This window comes from Calidifontibacillus erzurumensis, from assembly GCF_013303125.1.
GTDB lineage: Bacteria > Bacillota > Bacilli > Bacillales > Bacillaceae_J > Calidifontibacillus > Calidifontibacillus erzurumensis.
In genome coordinates, this window is sequence record NZ_JABTTE010000002.1 from 100,238 (window position 1) to 116,997 (window position 16,760).

The 16,760-nt window shown below is 34.7% G+C and carries 16 protein-coding genes; 14 read left to right on the plus strand and 2 right to left on the minus strand.

Features of this window, described 5'->3' with window-relative positions:
• Positions 1–16: 16 nt before the first annotated feature.
• From HR057_RS02305 to HR057_RS02315, 3 genes are all read left to right on the plus strand, one after another.
• Complete coding sequence (locus HR057_RS02305) at positions 17–1,213, plus strand: multidrug effflux MFS transporter (protein WP_173729987.1); 1,197 nt, start codon at positions 17–19, stop codon at positions 1,211–1,213.
• Between the two features lie 24 nt (positions 1,214–1,237).
• Entirely contained in the window at positions 1,238–3,115 is a 1,878-nt protein-coding gene (locus tag HR057_RS02310) for a XylR N-terminal domain-containing protein (RefSeq protein WP_173729793.1), read from the plus strand.
• A 179-nt stretch (positions 3,116–3,294) separates the two neighbouring features.
• Positions 3,295–4,770: a 4-hydroxyphenylacetate 3-hydroxylase family protein gene (locus tag HR057_RS02315; protein WP_173729794.1), complete on the plus strand. Its 1,476-nt coding sequence runs from the start codon at positions 3,295–3,297 to the stop codon at positions 4,768–4,770.
• A 570-nt stretch (positions 4,771–5,340) separates the two neighbouring features.
• On the opposite strand, the gene HR057_RS02320 is transcribed toward HR057_RS02315, so the two are convergent.
• Positions 5,341–6,222 carry an adenylyltransferase/cytidyltransferase family protein gene (locus HR057_RS02320; RefSeq protein ID WP_173729795.1) on the minus strand — a complete coding sequence of 294 codons (882 nt, stop codon included), beginning with the start codon at positions 6,220–6,222 and terminating at the stop codon, positions 5,341–5,343.
• A gap of 20 nt (positions 6,223–6,242) precedes the next feature.
• The gene (locus HR057_RS02325) at positions 6,243–6,707 is read right to left on the minus strand and encodes a flavin reductase family protein (protein WP_173729796.1); all 465 of its coding nucleotides are present in this window, start codon (positions 6,705–6,707) and stop codon (positions 6,243–6,245) included.
• 218 nt (positions 6,708–6,925) lie between these two features.
• Here HR057_RS02325 and hpaD point away from each other — a divergent pair, with 218 nt between their 5' ends.
• The 11 genes from hpaD to HR057_RS02380 all read left to right on the plus strand — a co-directional run bounded on the left by hpaD (position 6,926) and on the right by HR057_RS02380 (position 16,512).
• Complete coding sequence (gene hpaD / locus HR057_RS02330) at positions 6,926–7,921, plus strand: 3,4-dihydroxyphenylacetate 2,3-dioxygenase (protein WP_173729797.1); 996 nt, start codon at positions 6,926–6,928, stop codon at positions 7,919–7,921.
• Positions 7,922–8,100: 179 nt separating this feature from the next.
• Positions 8,101–8,940, plus strand: a complete 840-nt coding sequence (locus HR057_RS02335; RefSeq protein WP_173729798.1) for a MerR family transcriptional regulator — start codon at positions 8,101–8,103, stop codon at positions 8,938–8,940.
• A gap of 150 nt (positions 8,941–9,090) precedes the next feature.
• Entirely contained in the window at positions 9,091–10,518 is a 1,428-nt protein-coding gene (locus HR057_RS02340; protein WP_173729799.1) for an aldehyde dehydrogenase family protein, read from the plus strand.
• A gap of 19 nt (positions 10,519–10,537) precedes the next feature.
• On the plus strand, positions 10,538–11,329 hold the full coding sequence (locus tag HR057_RS02345; protein WP_230474326.1) for a fumarylacetoacetate hydrolase family protein: 792 nt from the start codon (positions 10,538–10,540) through the stop codon (positions 11,327–11,329).
• Positions 11,326–12,075, plus strand: coding sequence for a fumarylacetoacetate hydrolase family protein (locus HR057_RS02350; protein ID WP_173729800.1), 750 nt, complete (start codon positions 11,326–11,328; stop codon positions 12,073–12,075). The genes HR057_RS02345 and HR057_RS02350 overlap by 4 nt, the downstream gene beginning before the upstream one ends.
• Positions 12,076–12,098: 23 nt before the next feature.
• Positions 12,099–12,482 (plus strand): 5-carboxymethyl-2-hydroxymuconate Delta-isomerase, encoded by a 384-nt coding sequence (locus HR057_RS02355; RefSeq protein WP_173729801.1) that lies wholly within the window; start codon positions 12,099–12,101, stop codon positions 12,480–12,482.
• Between the two features lie 54 nt (positions 12,483–12,536).
• Positions 12,537–13,199, plus strand: a complete 663-nt coding sequence (locus HR057_RS02360; protein WP_173729802.1) for a GntR family transcriptional regulator — start codon at positions 12,537–12,539, stop codon at positions 13,197–13,199.
• A 176-nt stretch (positions 13,200–13,375) separates the two neighbouring features.
• Positions 13,376–14,119: an oxygen-insensitive NADPH nitroreductase gene (gene nfsA / locus HR057_RS02365; protein WP_173729803.1), complete on the plus strand. Its 744-nt coding sequence runs from the start codon at positions 13,376–13,378 to the stop codon at positions 14,117–14,119.
• A 74-nt stretch (positions 14,120–14,193) separates the two neighbouring features.
• A complete protein-coding gene (locus tag HR057_RS02370) occupies positions 14,194–14,661 on the plus strand; it encodes a PaaI family thioesterase (protein WP_173729804.1) in 468 nt (155 codons plus the stop codon).
• Positions 14,662–15,003: 342 nt separating this feature from the next.
• Positions 15,004–15,714 (plus strand): DNA polymerase beta superfamily protein, encoded by a 711-nt coding sequence (locus HR057_RS02375; protein ID WP_173729805.1) that lies wholly within the window; start codon positions 15,004–15,006, stop codon positions 15,712–15,714.
• Positions 15,715–15,948: 234 nt separating this feature from the next.
• The gene (locus tag HR057_RS02380) at positions 15,949–16,512 is read left to right on the plus strand and encodes a hypothetical protein (RefSeq protein WP_173729806.1); all 564 of its coding nucleotides are present in this window, start codon (positions 15,949–15,951) and stop codon (positions 16,510–16,512) included.
• Positions 16,513–16,760 lie beyond the last annotated feature (248 nt).

Here is a 16,760-nt window from a genome sequence, read left to right on the forward strand (position 1 = left end):
ATTAAAAAGGGGCGGTTTGTTATTATTATTAGGTACATTGACTGCAATCGCTCCTATTTCAACAGATATTTATTTGCCATCTTTTCCGTTCATAACCGAAGAATTTAAGACGATTCCATCGAAAACGCAGCTTAGTTTGACAGCCGGATTAATAGGGTTAGCTTTTGGTCAGTTGTTTTTTGGTCCGATTAGTGATATTTATGGGAGAAAAAAGCCGCTAATGATAGCGATGATTATATATGCAATAGCATCATTCCTTTGTGGAATTGCAACTTCCATTTGGATGTTCATTTTTTTCCGTTTGCTCCAAGGGCTTGCAGGAGCAGGTGGTGTAGTCATTGCCCGTGCTTGTGTGCGTGATCTTTATTCAGGTTCACAATTGACAAAAATTTATGCCATTATGATGTTAGTTGTCGGGATCGCTCCAATTGTAGCACCGGTTATCGGGGGACAACTGCTTCTTCTTATCCCATGGAATGGAATTTTTATTATCCTTTCTATTCTAGGCGTTGTTTTATTGTTTGCAGTATTGTTTGCTTTATCTGAAACGTTGGGGAAAGAAAAACGGTTAAAAGGCGGTTTAAAAAATACGTTTACAACGTTTTTAAGTTTAATTCGACATCGAATTTTTATTGGTTACGCACTTACCCAAGGTCTTATTTTTGCATCGATGTTTGCTTATATTTCCGGTTCATCATTTGTTTATCAGGACATTTTCGGAGTGTCTCCGCAAGTTTATAGCTTTCTTTTTGGATTAAATGCAATTGGCTTGATGACTGCCACACAAATTACAGGTAGACTTGCTGGGAAAATCAGTGAATCAAAATTACTTGTGTTTGGTCTTGGATATGCTCTAATTGGTGGAATTTCTTTACTAATTTCCATTTTAACAGAAGCTGGAATTGTTGCGGTTGCTATAAGTTTGTTTGTTTGCATATCTGCAGTTGGTATTGTTAGTACAACTTGTTTTACATTAGCGATGGAAAGTCAAGGTGGAAAAGCGGGGAGCGCTTCAGCATTATTAGGATTAATGCAATTTACAATCGGAGGACTCATTGCACCAATTGTAGGTATTGCTGGAAGTCAAACCGCATTACCGATGGGGATTGCAATCGTTTCGTGTGAAATCGGGGGAATCTTATTTTATATTACACTTGTCCACCGCGCAAAAACCCAACAGATTGATGTGAAAAATGAAAAACTATCGATTTAAGTACAGTCGAAAGGAGGAGATCTTTTGTTAAACTATGCTCAATATAAAAAGACAGATGGAGCAATATTCATGGATAATGAACGCATCTTGCTTACTCCTTCCTCGGTATTCGGTACGTTAAGAAAAGAATTAATTGATAATATCGGCATTGAGAGAGTGAAAGGCTTTTTGCTTAGGTATGGTTGGAATCTCGGTGCATATGATGCTGAAAAAGTTTTGAGAGCAAATCGGTTTTCTTCGATAGGCGAGATATTAAAACAAGGTCCTATCCAGCATATGGAAAAAGGATATACAAAGGTTAATACGATACGAACAGATATTGAATGGGATGAAATAAACCAAAAAGTAAAAACGGTTTTCGTGGAAGGCGAATGGATTAATTCTTATGAAGCGGAAGAACATCTTCGTCAATTTGGAATTACCCATACGCCTATTTGCTATACACTTCTTGGTTATGCAAGCGGTTATTATTCTACGATTTGTGGCCATAAAGTTATATTTAAAGAAGTTGCTTGCAAGGGCATGGGAATGAGCCATTGTAAGTATATTGGAAAATCACTCCATGCTTGGTTTGGGGAAGCTGATGAAGAGGTTAAATATTATGATAATCCTACGATTGTTAAAGAACTAGAAAGAACTTATGAAGCGCTTCTCCAAGAAAGAAACAATTTGTCAAAAGCAACGGCAATTAGTAAGCGGATTACTCAAGAATTGGTGAATGGACGTGACTTGCAATATATTTGCGATGTTGTTTATGAAATTATAAATATTCCTATGCTCATTGAAGATCTTCAATTCAGAGACTATGCATACAGCGGATTGTCACAACAGGAGTTATTAACTGTACAAGAAGATTTTAAAGATTGGATTCAAAATCAAAATATTAACCAAGGTTTTCTTGATTATTCAACTGTAACAAAAATTAAAGCAAATCACCATGTTCGCCTACTTACACCGATTAGGATTCAAAAGAAAATTTTTGGATATTGTTCCTTTATTTACAAAGGTGAAGAGGAATCATTTTCTGATCTAGATTATATGGTTTTAGACCGCCTATCTTTTATTGCCGCACTTCATTTATTAAACGAAAAAACTAGTTTTGAAGCGATGGAACGTATGAAAGGCCATTTTTTAGAACAAGTTTTAAATGGCCAATTTTTAACGAAAAAAGAAATTTTTAAAAGGGGAAGATTTATCAATATTGATCTGGAGCTTCCATTTTATTTGATGATCCTTAAATATCAATATCCAGATGAATGTCTGAAAAAGGAACTAGTGTTTCATGAAGAAATGTTGGAAACTACTTTGCAATATTTTAAACAACATGAGATGAATGTAATTATTGGGCAGCGTGCTGGAAATAATGTTTTATTTGTACAGCCAAATAACTATAAAAATGGTATTCTACAATTTTGTCAAGAATTTGCTTCGTATTTAACAGGAAAATATAAAGGAGCTTTATTTCAAATCGGAATTAGTTCTCTAGGTGAAGATATTGAGAAAGCATCTGAATACTATAAAGAAGCTTTGAGCGCTTTAGAGATGACAAATTTACAACGTAAAGTTGTATCGTTTGAAGAGCTCGGAATACTTGGGATGTTAATTCATACGAAGGATGATCAAGCTTTAATCCAAAGAGCAAAGTCGGTTATAGGCCCTTTAATGAACAATAATGGCGTTAAGGGGCCTGAATTGGTCAGGACATTGTATGTTTTTCTACAAAATGGGGGAAATCTTGAGCGGACAATGGAAGAATTGCTGCTCTCAAAAACTGGATTAAGATATCGAATTCAAAAAATAGAAAGTGTATTAGGTGTCGATTTAAGGGATCCAGATGTTAGCTATCATTTGCGGTTGACACTTCAAGTCCTCCTGTTAAAAGGAGAGTTAAAGTTTGATTGAAAAAAAGACACTAAAGTACTAATTATAGTACTAAAAGTTCTAAAAAAATTTTCATTTTAGTCCTTCAATGTCGTAGAAAAACAATGTAAAATCGTATATGATATTAATCAGAAGATAATTAATATTATAAATAATTTTTATAATCTAAAAAATCGAAAATCAAAAGGAGGAAGGTTTTCATGCCAGCACGTACAGGAAAACAATACTTGGAGAAATTGAAAAAGGATCGCCGTGAAATTTATTTGGATGGGGAAAGAATTGACGATATTACTGAACATCCGGAATTAAAAGGTGCTGCAGAAGCAGTTGCTCATTTATATGATTTACAATACGAGTATCCTGATATTATGTTGACTGAAAATGAAAAAGGTGAAAAAGTAGCAACCGCTTTCATGTTCCCGAAAACGAAAGAAGATTTGTGGAAAATTCATAAAGCGTCAAAACTTTGGTCCGAATATTCTGCGGGAATTATGGGACGCAGCCCAGACTATTTAAATATTACATTTGCATGCTATGCTAGTAGAACAGACGTATGGAGAAAATACGGAGAAGAAGAAAAAGCTAAAAACTTAGAAAACTACTTTAAATATATTCGTGATAATGACCTATGCTTAACACACTGTATCGTTAACCCACAAGTTGACCGTTCTGTACCTGAAGCAATGCAAGGGGAAGGTGACTTAGCGTTACACAAAGTTGGTGAAACAGAAGATTCCATTATTGTAAGCGGTGCCAGAATGTTAGGTACATTAGCACCATTCGCTGATGAAATGACGATCTATCCTTCCAGAGCAGGAAAAGGGATTCGTCCAGAAGATACAAAATATGCATTAATGTTTGCGGTTCCAATGGATCAACCGGGCATGAAGCTCATTTGCCGTGATTCATTCAGCAAGAAACGTGATACATTTGATTATCCACTATCATCACGTTTTGATGAGCAAGATGCAATTGTAATCTTTGATAATGCACACATTCCGAAAGAGCGTGTATTCATTGATGGAAATACTGAATTATATCGTGCTGTTACAGATGAAGTAAACTGGGGCGCTTATATCGTATTCCAAGCAATGACAAGAGCGCTTACAAAATTAGAATTCTTGTTTGGTATCGGACACATGATTGCTGATATGAATGGTGTAAACGCTTTCGATCATATTAAAGAAAAACTTGGTGAGATTTGGCAATACAAAGAATTAACACGTTCCGCTATTGTTTCAGCCATTGAAGGCGCGAAGGAAAACGGTGTTAATGGCGTCTTAGTACCAGATGCTAGACCATTAACTGCTCTAAGGGGTTGTATGCCAAAATGGATTCCAAGATCAATCGAATTAATTCAATTGATCGGCGGCGGTGGATTCTTATGTACACCATCTAGAAAAGATATGCAAGGTCCATTACGTCCATATATCGATAAATACTATCAAGCAAGAAATAAATCTGCACTTGAAAAGATTAAAGTTAATCGCTTAGCTTGGGACTTCATCGGATCAGACCTAGCTGGCCGCGGTGAACTATATGAGCGTTTCTATCTAGTAGATTCATTCCGTGTAACAATGGATACGTACACTAACGCTGATAAGACTGCTGAAATTGCGCTCGTTAAGAGATTTTTAGATCAAATGGTTTTAGAAGAAGAAAAAGAATTAGTTTAATGAATAATAGTTAGCAAGTTTAGGGGCTGTCCAGAAATTGGATAGCCCCTAACATGTTGATAAAATAAGTTTTAAAGAATTGAGAGTAAGTGATATTTAAAAACCGGAAATAGCCCTTTATGGAAAGTCCCTAATATTACATTCTAATAATGATATATTAGAAAAATCAAAAGAAAACTTGTTTCAAATCAATAAATAATTATTAATAGTTGTAACCCCATTTTCAGTTAATAAAGTTCGATGCTTAAATTAAGCTGAAATAGTCCATATTGATTTTCGTATGTGTAATTACTAAAGTTGATTATTATTGGCTCTGGATTTTCAAGAACACGCTTTATATATATTCATACCTATGCTGCACAGGTATTTCAGAAAGCTCAATTACATCACCTACCTCCATATATTTCTCCAAGTAGACGAAAAAATGATAATCACCAAAACCGCCAACTCCGGAAATATAACTACAATACTATTCATCAATTAATAAAATTTTAGTTAGCATAAAATTAATATATTGGATTGTGAATTAAACAAAAAAACACCTAGACTGCATGAGTCCAGGTGTTTTTATTACCCAACGAAAACGTTTTCCTTTTTGACTAGTATATCATTCTCTTCACCCAACGCTTTCATCCATTTAATTGAAACCGCATTTCCAACCGATAAATTAAAATCTTCATATATATAAACGATAAGAAGACTGTAGTTGTCGCCTCTGATAATTTTTTCAATTGTTCCATGATAAAATAGATTATTGCATGTGAATTGGATTTGATAATGATCATCTTTTGGAAGTAAGACATCATTATCTATTTTTACAATCAATTCTTGTCTGCCATCATTTAATAATAAAGATCTATAAATGATACCGTATACTTTATAATAGGTTCCTAAATATTTTGGCAATTGTTCCAAATGTCCTTGTTGAACTAGTTCTCTAATTAACGTTGAGCTAATTTTTTCTTTATTATACGATATTTTATTGACTACTGTTACACCAAATCGGTCTTTTCCAGATTGCAAAAGCGTTTCTGTATTACCTAAACCTTTATATCCATATGTGTAGTCAAAGCCGGTTACAATGTGGATACATCCTAATTGTAAAATATATTGATTAACAAATTCATCAGGACTTAAAAGTGCAAAATCTGAATCAAATTTGATGACATAAAGCCTCTCCACCCCCATATTTCTCAATATTTCTTGTTTAATGTGCAATGGGGTTAAATATTTTACCGGGGCCTTCTTCTTATTCACTATTTGCCTTGGATGGGGATAAAAAGTCATGACAGCAAGAGTTGCATCTTTTTCCTCAGCAATTTTTTTTGCCGTTTGAATCAGCTTTTGGTGACCTAAGTGTACTCCGTCGAAAAATCCAAGTGCTAACACACATGGTTTGTCTTTTTTTAATTGCGACTTGGAATTTGCATGCTCAATAAAAATGGTTTCCACATCGGTATCCCCCTAAAAAATTAGTCTTTAACAACTTTACCGTATTTGCCTTCAAAGAATGCCAATGGCTCCCCATCAGTTAATTTAAGCTCTGTCACTTCACCGATAAATACCGTATGATCACCTTCTACATAGGCAGATTTTACATTGCATATGATATTTGCTAATGCATTTTTAATGACTGGCATATCATCGATAGTTTCAAACTCGACAGAAACTCCTTCTATTAATTGACCTGCAAAATGCATAGATAAATTTTTTTGTTCGTTTGATAAAATATTGACCACAAATCGTTTGGAATTATTAATCTTTTCCAACATCTTTGCTTTTTCACTGATAGAAATGGCTACTAATCTAGGATTCAATGAAACTGACATAAAGGCATTAGCTGTCATTCCGTGAATATGTTCATCGACTTTTGTTGTAATAACTGTTACTCCTGTTGCGAATTTTCCCATTGCATTTCGAAATAAACGATCATCCATATTTAATCCTCCTGAACTAAATTAAATTTATTGTTTAAATTATATATGAAATAATATATGATTACAATAAGAATAATATATGATTTTATGTGATTATAACAGAAATTTCTGAAAATGAGTATTGACTCTCCAGTAACCGGATAGTTTATATTAAAAGTAAGAAAAATATATTTAAAGATTTATATAAAATATTGTTTTAGTGAGGAGAGGAAGGAACTATGAAAAGGAAAAATTTTGACATTATTCGATTGCATCATGCAGAAATTACTGTTACTGATTTAGATCGTGCCAGAGAATTTTATTGTAAAGGTTTAGGTTTTATTGAGACGGAAAGTGATGAAAACCATATTTATTTAAGAGCCATTGAAGATGCCAATCACCATTGCTTAGTGTTAACTAAAGGGAAGCAAGCGAGCTTGAAACATATAGCATATCGGGTAAGCAGTGAGGAAGATTTGGATGAACTAGATCAATTATTTACTGAATTAGGTGTGACAAAGAAAAGATGGGTTGCTCCAGGGGAAGAAAAAGGTCAAGGACGCGCGCTTAGAATTCAAGATCCAGGCGGTATTCCTGTCGAATTCTTTTATGAAATGGATAAAGCTGAAAGAATGCTGCAAAAATTCCATTTACAAGGAAATTCAAAAGTTAAACGCATCGATCATGCCAACTGTTTAATTACAAATATTGATGAGTTATATGATTGGTATAGCAACCATTTAGGTTTTAGAACTTCGGAATATACTGTAAACGGTTACGAAGAAAACGAGCATATTTGGGCAGCTTGGATGCACCGCAAACCTAGTGTCCATGATTTGGCATTAATTAGTGAAAAAGGCCCTCGTTATCACCATACAGGATTTTGGATGGATGATGCAAAAGCAATTTTAGATGCATGCGATCACCTTGCAGCATTAGGGTACCACACTCATATTGAACGCTCACCAGGAAGACATGGTACGTCTAACGCATTTTTCGTTTACGTGCGTGACCACGATGGCAACCGGATTGAATTATATACAGGGGACTATTTCACCAATGACCCTGACTGGGAACCAGTTAAATGGCATTTAGATGATCCGCAGCGTGCAACTTTCTGGGGTCAAGTTCCACCGGAAAGTTGGAGAACAGAAGCTGTGCCTGTTGAAGATATTATTACTGGCGAGCTATTGCCGATTGAATCAGTGAAAAAATTAGAGAAAAAAGAAGCTTAATAAAATCGTTGTTTGGCTGACCCTGCTAGGTGTCAGCCTTCTTTCATAGGAAATGAAGCCTTTTAATAAAATTTTATTGTAGTGGCTATTCTATTTTAATAATTGTAAAAGATTTGAAAACTAAAATACAATGGAAGAGAACCCGATGGTTACTATGATGCAGAAATTGGTGAGATCAAATGAAAGATAAATTTTCAATTGGACAATTATCGAAACTACACAATATTCCTATTAAGACTTTGAGGTATTACGATGAAATTGATTTATTTAAACCTATTTATGTAAATGAAGAAACTGGGTATCGCTATTATTCATCTGAGCAATTCAAACAATTAGATATTATCCATTATTTGAAAACATTAGGTGTGCCTTTAAAAGAAATTAAACAGCAAATTCAAAGCAAAAATATTGGTGAATTATTGGAAACATTAAAAAAGCATCGAGAAACAATTGAAACAAAAATAAAAGAATTGGAGAAAATCAAGGTTCGGCTGGAAGGGAGAATTCGGGAAATCGAAGGGAGTCAAACGATAAAAAATATTGGCGTTCCTGAAATTAAATATATCCCGAAAAGAATTCATGTTCAATTGCAAGAAAAGATTGCAAGTACTCAAGAGTTGGAGCTTGCCCTTCGTAAATTAAAAAATGAATTTCAGGAAATAACTCCTATTTTTTTAGGAAAAGTTGGATTTACCCGAACGATTACGCAGGTGATGGAAAATAATTTCAAAGAATATAATTCGATTTTTTTGCTCTTAGAGGAAGTCGAAGAACAAGAATTGTTACAAAAGATTAGTACGAATTTTCCAGAAGGGTATTATGCTACCATTTACTATCGGGGAGTGCGAAGCGAAGCGCCGACTTATTATAAAGTTTTAATGAACTTTCTTAAAGAAAACAACTATGAGATTAAAGGTGATTTTATTGAACGTGCAATCGTTGATCAATTTTTATCAAAAGATGAAAATACTTTTTTAACAGAAATACAAGTACCGATTAAATATTCACATAGATCTTGAACTTTTAAAGCTTTTGATAAACTCTTTTTCGGCGTCTGTTTATTATATTCAGAATGTTCTTGAATTCCGCTTGAAATCATATATGATTTGGTATATGATTTATTATAGAATTTGTAATCGCTTATATTTTTATAAAAGGAGAGATTCATGATGGCATTAAAAAAGAAGCTATATATAAATGGAGAATGGATTGAAGCAAAATCTTATACAGAGTTAAAGTCGCCTTATTCTGAAGAAATTATAGCTGAAATTCCTCAAGCAACAGAAGAAGAAGTAAATCAAGCCATTGACGCAGCAGACCGTGCAAGGGAAACAATGAGAAAAATGCCGGCCCACCAGCGTGCTGGCATCCTTGAAAAATTAGTTCGCCTCCTCGAATCACGTGTAGATGAAGCAGCGAGAATTATAGCTTTAGAAGCAGCAAAACCGATCACAACTGCTAGAGAAGAAGTTTTACGGACCATTCAAACATACAAATTTGCAGCAGAAGAAGCAAAGCGCATCCATGGGGAAACACTTCCACTTGATGCAGCTCCAGGCGGCGAAAATAGAATTGCTTATACTGTTCGTGAACCGCTTGGGATCATCGGTGCTATCACCCCATTTAATTTTCCTATGAATCTAGTTGCTCACAAGTTAGGCCCTGCTATTGCCGCAGGCAACACAATTGTTTTAAAGCCTGCTTCACAAACGCCATTGTCTGCTTTCTTTATAGCTGAACTGCTTGAAGAAGCTGGTCTTCCGAAAGGTGCACTAAATGTTGTGACAGGAAGCGGGAGAGTTGTAGGTGAAAAATTAGTAACTGATGATCGTATTAAAGTCATCACATTTACTGGAAGCCCAGAAGTAGGAATCGGCATTCGGAATAAAGCTGGGTTAAAACGGGTAACGCTGGAACTTGGTTCAAATGCAGCACTTATTGTTGATGATGGTGTTGATCTTAATAAAGTCATTCCACGTTCCATTAAAGGAGCTTTTTCAAACCAAGGTCAAGTTTGTATTTCTTTGCAACGCGTTTATGTTCATGAAAATTTATACGATGCTTTTGTAGAAAAATTTGTGGCTGAAACGAAAAAATTAAAAACAGGAGATCCGCTTGATCCACAAACAGATGTTTCCGCATTGATTACAAAGGGGGATGTTGAACGCACCCTTTCATGGATCGAAGAAGCAAAACAACATGGAGCGATCGTTGCAACAGGCGGAAATGCAGAAGGAAATGTACTCGTTCCAACTGTTCTTTTGAATGCTGATAAAGCGTTAAAAGTTTCATGCCAAGAAGTATTTGCTCCAATTGTTTTAATTAATAAAGTGAAGTCCGTCGATGAAGCAATTGAATTTGTAAATGATTCCCGGTACGGCCTGCAGGCAGGAATTTATACGAATGATGTAAATACTGCACTAAATGCAGCGGAGAAATTGCATGTCGGCGGAGTTATGATCAATGACATTCCAACTTTCCGTGTCGACCATATGCCATATGGAGGCGTGAAAGAAAGCGGAGTTGGTCGTGAAGGTATTAAATATGCAGTGGAAGAAATGACAGAAATGAAATTAGTTGTATTCAATCGTAATTAGGCGAGATGAGGTGAAATCATTGCATAGTGGAAAAATAAAAATAAGCGGAATGTTACAAGAAGAGACCGTCCTCATTGATAATACAGAACAGATGATCATTAGAAATGGAAAAAAACAAAGTTTCCAAGAGTTAAAGTTGGATCCTCCTGTTTCTGGAACAATTTATGGAACTCTATTAAATTATAAAGGTGTATTAGAAAAGCTAAGTGATGCTTTGAATAAAGACCCATATAAACAACCACCTAAAGCACCGATTCTATATATAAAACCAGCAAATACTATGATAGGGAATAAAATGGCAATCCCGCTTCCAGAAGGTGTTGAAGAATTAGAAATTGGTGCGTCGTTAGGAATTGTCATTGGCCGTAAAGCAACCCAAGTGCGGAAAGAGGAGGTTTTCAATTATATAGCTGGGTATACGATCGCAAATGACGTCAGCATCCCTCATGAGAGCGTGTATCGCCCAGCCATTAGTCAAAAGTGCCGTGACGGTTTTTGTCCAGTAGGTCCATGGGTTATTGAGCGAGATGCCGTTTTAAATCCGGATGCATTGGAAATACGTGTTTATATTAATGGTGAATTGAAACAGAAAAATACTACAGCCAATTTAATTCGCTCTGTTTCTCAATTAGTTGCGGATGTAACTGAATTTATGTCTTTAGATGAAGGGGATGTACTCCTTGTCGGCGTGCCGGAGAACCCTCCTCTAGCGAAGGCAGGAGATCAAGTGCGAATCGAAATAGAGGGCATTGGTAGTTTGGAAAATATTGTTGTATATGAAGAAGAGCTGGCAGGAGGTGTTTTGAAATGAAAAAAGCTAGGGTTGCATATTCTGGGGCCATCCATGATGCGGTTGAATTTGAAGGGCGAATTAAGCTAGATGATGGCCGGATTGTTGGGGAGGAAGAAGTAGTCTGGCTGCCGCCAGTCCAAGTGCGCACTGTCTTTGCCCTTGGATTGAATTATGCGGATCATGCCGCAGAACTTGCTTTCAAAGCTCCAACGGAACCTCTTGTATTTTTAAAGGGGCCTAATACATTTATTGGTCATCGTGGACAAACATTCCGGCCTCACGATGCAACGTTTATGCATTACGAGTGCGAACTTGCTGTTGTAATTGGAAAACAGGCAAGAAAAGTAAAGCAAGAAGATGCGTATCATTATGTGGCAGGCTATACGGTAGCTAATGACTATGCTATTCGCGATTATTTAGAAAATTATTACCGTCCGAATTTGCGAGTAAAAAATCGCGATACATGTACACCAATCGGACCGTGGCTTGTGGATGCTAAAGACATTGATGATCCGATGAATTTAACTTTACGAACATATGTAAATGGTCAATTGACGCAAGAGGGCAATACAAAAGATATGATATTTAACATCCCGTTTCTTATTGAATATTTGACGAGCTTCATGACGCTAAATAAAGGAGACATCATTTTAACAGGAACACCTGTTGGTGCCGTAAATGTAGAAGTTGGTGATGAAGTTGTGACTGAAATTGAACAAATTGGCCGATTAGTCAATACCATTGTTGCTAAACCAATGATCTAGGTCAAAACGGAAGGTGAAATATCATGCCACATATCATCGTTGAATATACAAATAATATAAAAAAAGAAGCAAATATTCCTGTACTTCTTGAAAAAATTCATGAAGTTATCATATCTAAGAGCCCATTATTTCCAATCGGAGGTTTGCGATCAAGAGCGATTGAACTTCAAGATTATCGCGTAGCTGATGGAAAAGAAGATGATGCTTTTGTTCACGTTACATTAAAAATTGGTGCCGGCCGCAGTGAACAAGATAAAAAAAGCACTTGTGATGAGCTTTTTGAGGTGATTAAGGAACATTTTGCCGAACTATTTGCAAAAAGGTATTTAGCTATATCGATGGAGCTCGTAGAATTTAGCGAAGCTGGCACATATAAACATAATAATATCCATAAGAGATTTAAATGAAAAATAGAAAAAACTTCACTTGATTTCATATATGGTGTTATATATGATTAAACTATGGAAAAAAATCAAATTTCTACAATGAGCAAGTCACAATATGCCTATGAGTATTTGCGTACAAAGATTTTGGAAGGTGTGTATGTGCCGGGGCAACGGATTGTAATAGACCAAGTTGCAAAAGAGCTTGGTACGAGTACAATTCCAATTCGTGAGGCGATCCGCAATCTTGAATCAGATGGTTTAATTGTTTACAAACCATATAGCGGTGCGATCGTCAGTGCGATAAATGAAACCGAATATATTGAAGTATTATCCGTTATTGCCATTTTAGATGGGTATGCAGCTTCTTTAAGTGTAGGACGACTTACATCCGAAGAACTTGCACAATTAGAACAATTAAACAAGCAAATGGCGGAAGCTGTGGAAAATTTCGAATTTGAGAAATTTAGTCAATTAAATCGCAGTTTCCACACGATAATATTAGAGAAGTGCGGGAATGAATTTTTGATTGATCAAATTCGTCAATCCCAACAGCGCTTGGATCGGATTCGCCGTTCTATTTTTACTTTTGTACCTCAACGGGCACGCGAATCAATTGAAGAACATGCTACGATATTAAGACTTTTTAAAGAAAATGCGCCTCGGGATGAAATTGAAAAAGTTGTTCGTGCACACAGATTAACAACATTAACAGCTTTTCAAAATCGAAAAAGCAGCTAATTTTGCTAGTTTCATTGAAAAAAGAGAGATGTAGTAAAAAGTAAGAAGGAGGGCAATTCATTTTTCATATCTTAATATATTAATATTAAATGAAGGGACAAAGTTCAAACTGCTAATGTTTGAACTTTTCTTTTTTCATTGTATACTTATTGAAAAAAACGAATGGAGTGATGATGATGAATGAGGTTTTAAAAACAATGTCAAACCACCGGTCAATTCGACATTATTTGAAAAAAGAAATCCCAAATGATGTCCTTGAGCAGATTATAGGAGCAGCGCAATGGGCATCAACTTCAAGTAATGTGCAGGCATATTCAATTATAAAAGTAAAGGATCAAGCCCGTAAGGAAAAATTGGCAGAGTTGTGCGGAAATCAACAACATGTTATTAATTGTCCTGTTTTTCTCGTTTTTTGCGGTGATTTTTATAGACTATCACTTGCAGCAAAAATGGAAAATACAGAGACAAATTTTGATACGGTTGAACCGTTACTTGTTGCAACGATCGATGCTGCGTTAGTTGCTCAAAATGTTTTGCTTGCAGCAGAATCGTGCGGCATTGGTGGTGTATTTATCGGAGGTATTAGAAATAACAGTAAAGAAGTTAGTGAATTGCTCCAATTGCCTGACTATGTATATCCAGTTTTTGGAATGTGTTTAGGGTATCCAGATATGAAAAATATACCTGAACAAAAGCCTCGATTGCCGTTACAGGCGATTTTACATGAAGAAATATATCAAACTGAAAATCAAGAGAAATATATTGAAGAATATAATGAAGTAATGAAAAATTATTATGAAACAAGATCAACTGGAAAACGCTCCGAAACTTGGACGGAAAATGTAAGTAAGATTTATCAAGCACCAAGGAGACTACATTTACGTGGTTTTATCGAGAGTAAGAGGTTTGGATTTAAATAAATGGTTGGTGGATGAAAAAACAATAAAATGATGAAGTTAGTAAATTATAGAAAGAAAACAAGGATGGGAAAAATTTGATTAATAAAGATTTATTACAAGATATTATTGAAAATGGCAATGAAGAAGAACAACAATTGATCAACCTTGCTTTAAAGGCGATTGAAAGAAAAAGAGAAAAAAATACCATTTATTTATCCAGCTTTTTAGATTTTACATATGAGCTTCCGGAAGAAGATTATATTGAGTTAACCTTCCCAATGTCACCTTTTTTGTTGAATTCTCTTGGAATTATACACGGTGGTATTACAGCCACAATTATGGATACGACAATGGGAACTTTAGTAACTAAAAGCCTCAAACGCCAATGTGTAACAACAGAAATGAAAATTAATTATTTAAAACCAGGCAAAGGGAAAAATTTTACCGCAAAAGCAATATTTTTACATAAAGGAAAAACACAATGTGTCGTTGAATGTAAGGTTTATAATGATGAAAATATATTAATTGCCGCTAGTACAGGGACATTTTTTCTTATTGAATAAGTAGAATGGATATGGGTGCCTAAAACAATTTTTTGTAAAAAAGGGTTTATCACAATTGATTTCAGTTAATTAGTCTAGCAATTAAGTATGTGCTGTTTCATACGTTAATTGCTTTTTTTATTTTTTAAAGATAGGAGAATATATATACGTATTAAAATCAACTCCGTCTAAGATTCACGAAAATCCAGGAAATTTTTTTATAAAAAATTTACTAAAGAATCATAAAGATATGGATAATTATTTTGGGCATGAGTTATGTGCCAAAATGTTCGTTTTTATAAGGATGAACTCATTATTAAATGGTTTAAAATTAAGATAATAGATCCTTTCGGGGGTGATGTTTTGTTAGATCGAAAACTTTGTTTTAAAGCACTTGTTGGCAGCCATAATTACAATTTACAAACAGAAGAGTCGGACAAAGATTATAAAATATTTTTTTATCCTAATTTTGATGATCTTTACCAAGGTGGTCAATACACGAAGGCTATGGTAAGTGATGATGAAGATGTTGAATTTCATGATATTCGCAAATTGCCAAACTTGCTTTATAAATCAAATGTAAACTTTATGGAGGTCCTTTTTTCTGAAGAGTATGAAGTTTATGATGAAGAGCTTTTTTCAAAATTGTTTTCCTTAAGGGAGGAAATTTCCAAAATAAATTTGCCGTATTTTTATGATGCATGTTTTGGGATGTTTCTTCGAAAAATGAAAGAATATCATCGTGACAAAGAAAAAGACCTAACTAGAAAAACATATAAACATGCGATGAGCGCTTATCGTATTCTTGATTTTTTAGAGCGGTATCGCTATAATTCCTTCAGCTCGTTCAAACGAGCCATTCAATATAATTTTGATGATCCCGCTAGAGTTTTATTATTAAATATTAGAAAAGGTATATACAATTTTATAGAAATTGAAGAAATGATTGAAGAAAAAGAGCAAAAAATAAAAATGCTTAAAGATGCCTATAAGTCGATGGAAGTTAATGTAGCTTTAAAAGAAAAGATTGAGCTAATAGTAAAAGAAAGTGTGAAAAAAGCATTGGGATTATAAAGAAAACCCAGTGCATTTTTTGTACAGTATTTAGTTAAATTTTGGAACATTTCTGCAAAAATAAAAAGCTGCTGAATTTACGATAGGCAAAGATGAAAGAGTACAATTGTATATATGAAAGTTTTGACATATTCTTAACATTTTATAGGCGTTCCCAAATTATAGCTTTCAATAATTTATAATAAAGGTAGATAGAGAGAGTGTAAATACCTTTATAGAAAGGAGGGATCGTCTATGAAAATAGGTCAGAAAATTTTTCAGACCGCCCTTGCTTCTATAATCGCGGTAGGGTTTACGGTTCCGGCACAAAGTTTGGCAGCAGTTCTTCCTAATAAAGTTCAAGCTAATGACTATTTTCAAATGGAAAGAATGGGTCCTTATTTCATGGGACAATATTTTCAAGGATCAATGCACGAAATCATTGCTGAAAAACTAGGAATGACAACGAAGGAACTTTTTGAAGCACGAATAGAAGGGAAGACAATAGCTGAACTATTAAAAGAGAAAAAACTTGATCCCGCTGATGTTGTTAAAGACATCCTTGAAGAAAGAGAATCAGTGCTCAATGAAATGATAAAAGCAAAAATGATTAAAAAAGAGGATAAAGAATTGTTGCTTGAAAGAATGAAAACTAGATTAGATGCTATGATCAATTCAGAAACGGTTGTTCCACGAAAGTCTAACGATTATTATCAGGGAAGCGGCTGTTTTATGATGAATGGTTTTCCTAAAGGAATGTCTGATCCGAAAAGTATGGGACGAGGAAAAATGAAGAATAGTTTTATGTGGCAGCGGTAACATTATATTTACGGCTAACTCTGGAGTTGGGACACTTCAGAGTTTTTTGTTGATAAAAATTATTGTTAAAACATTAAAGTTTTTCGTAAGAATATTGGGAAAATATAATTTTGTAGAAGAAATTTACTAATTTATGTTGTACAATATATATACGTTAAAAATTTTAATTTATTTGGAAATGTTTGGATATTGTTATTCAAAGAAAATGAAGTTACCTTCATAAATTCCCAACTTGTAATCGATTTCAA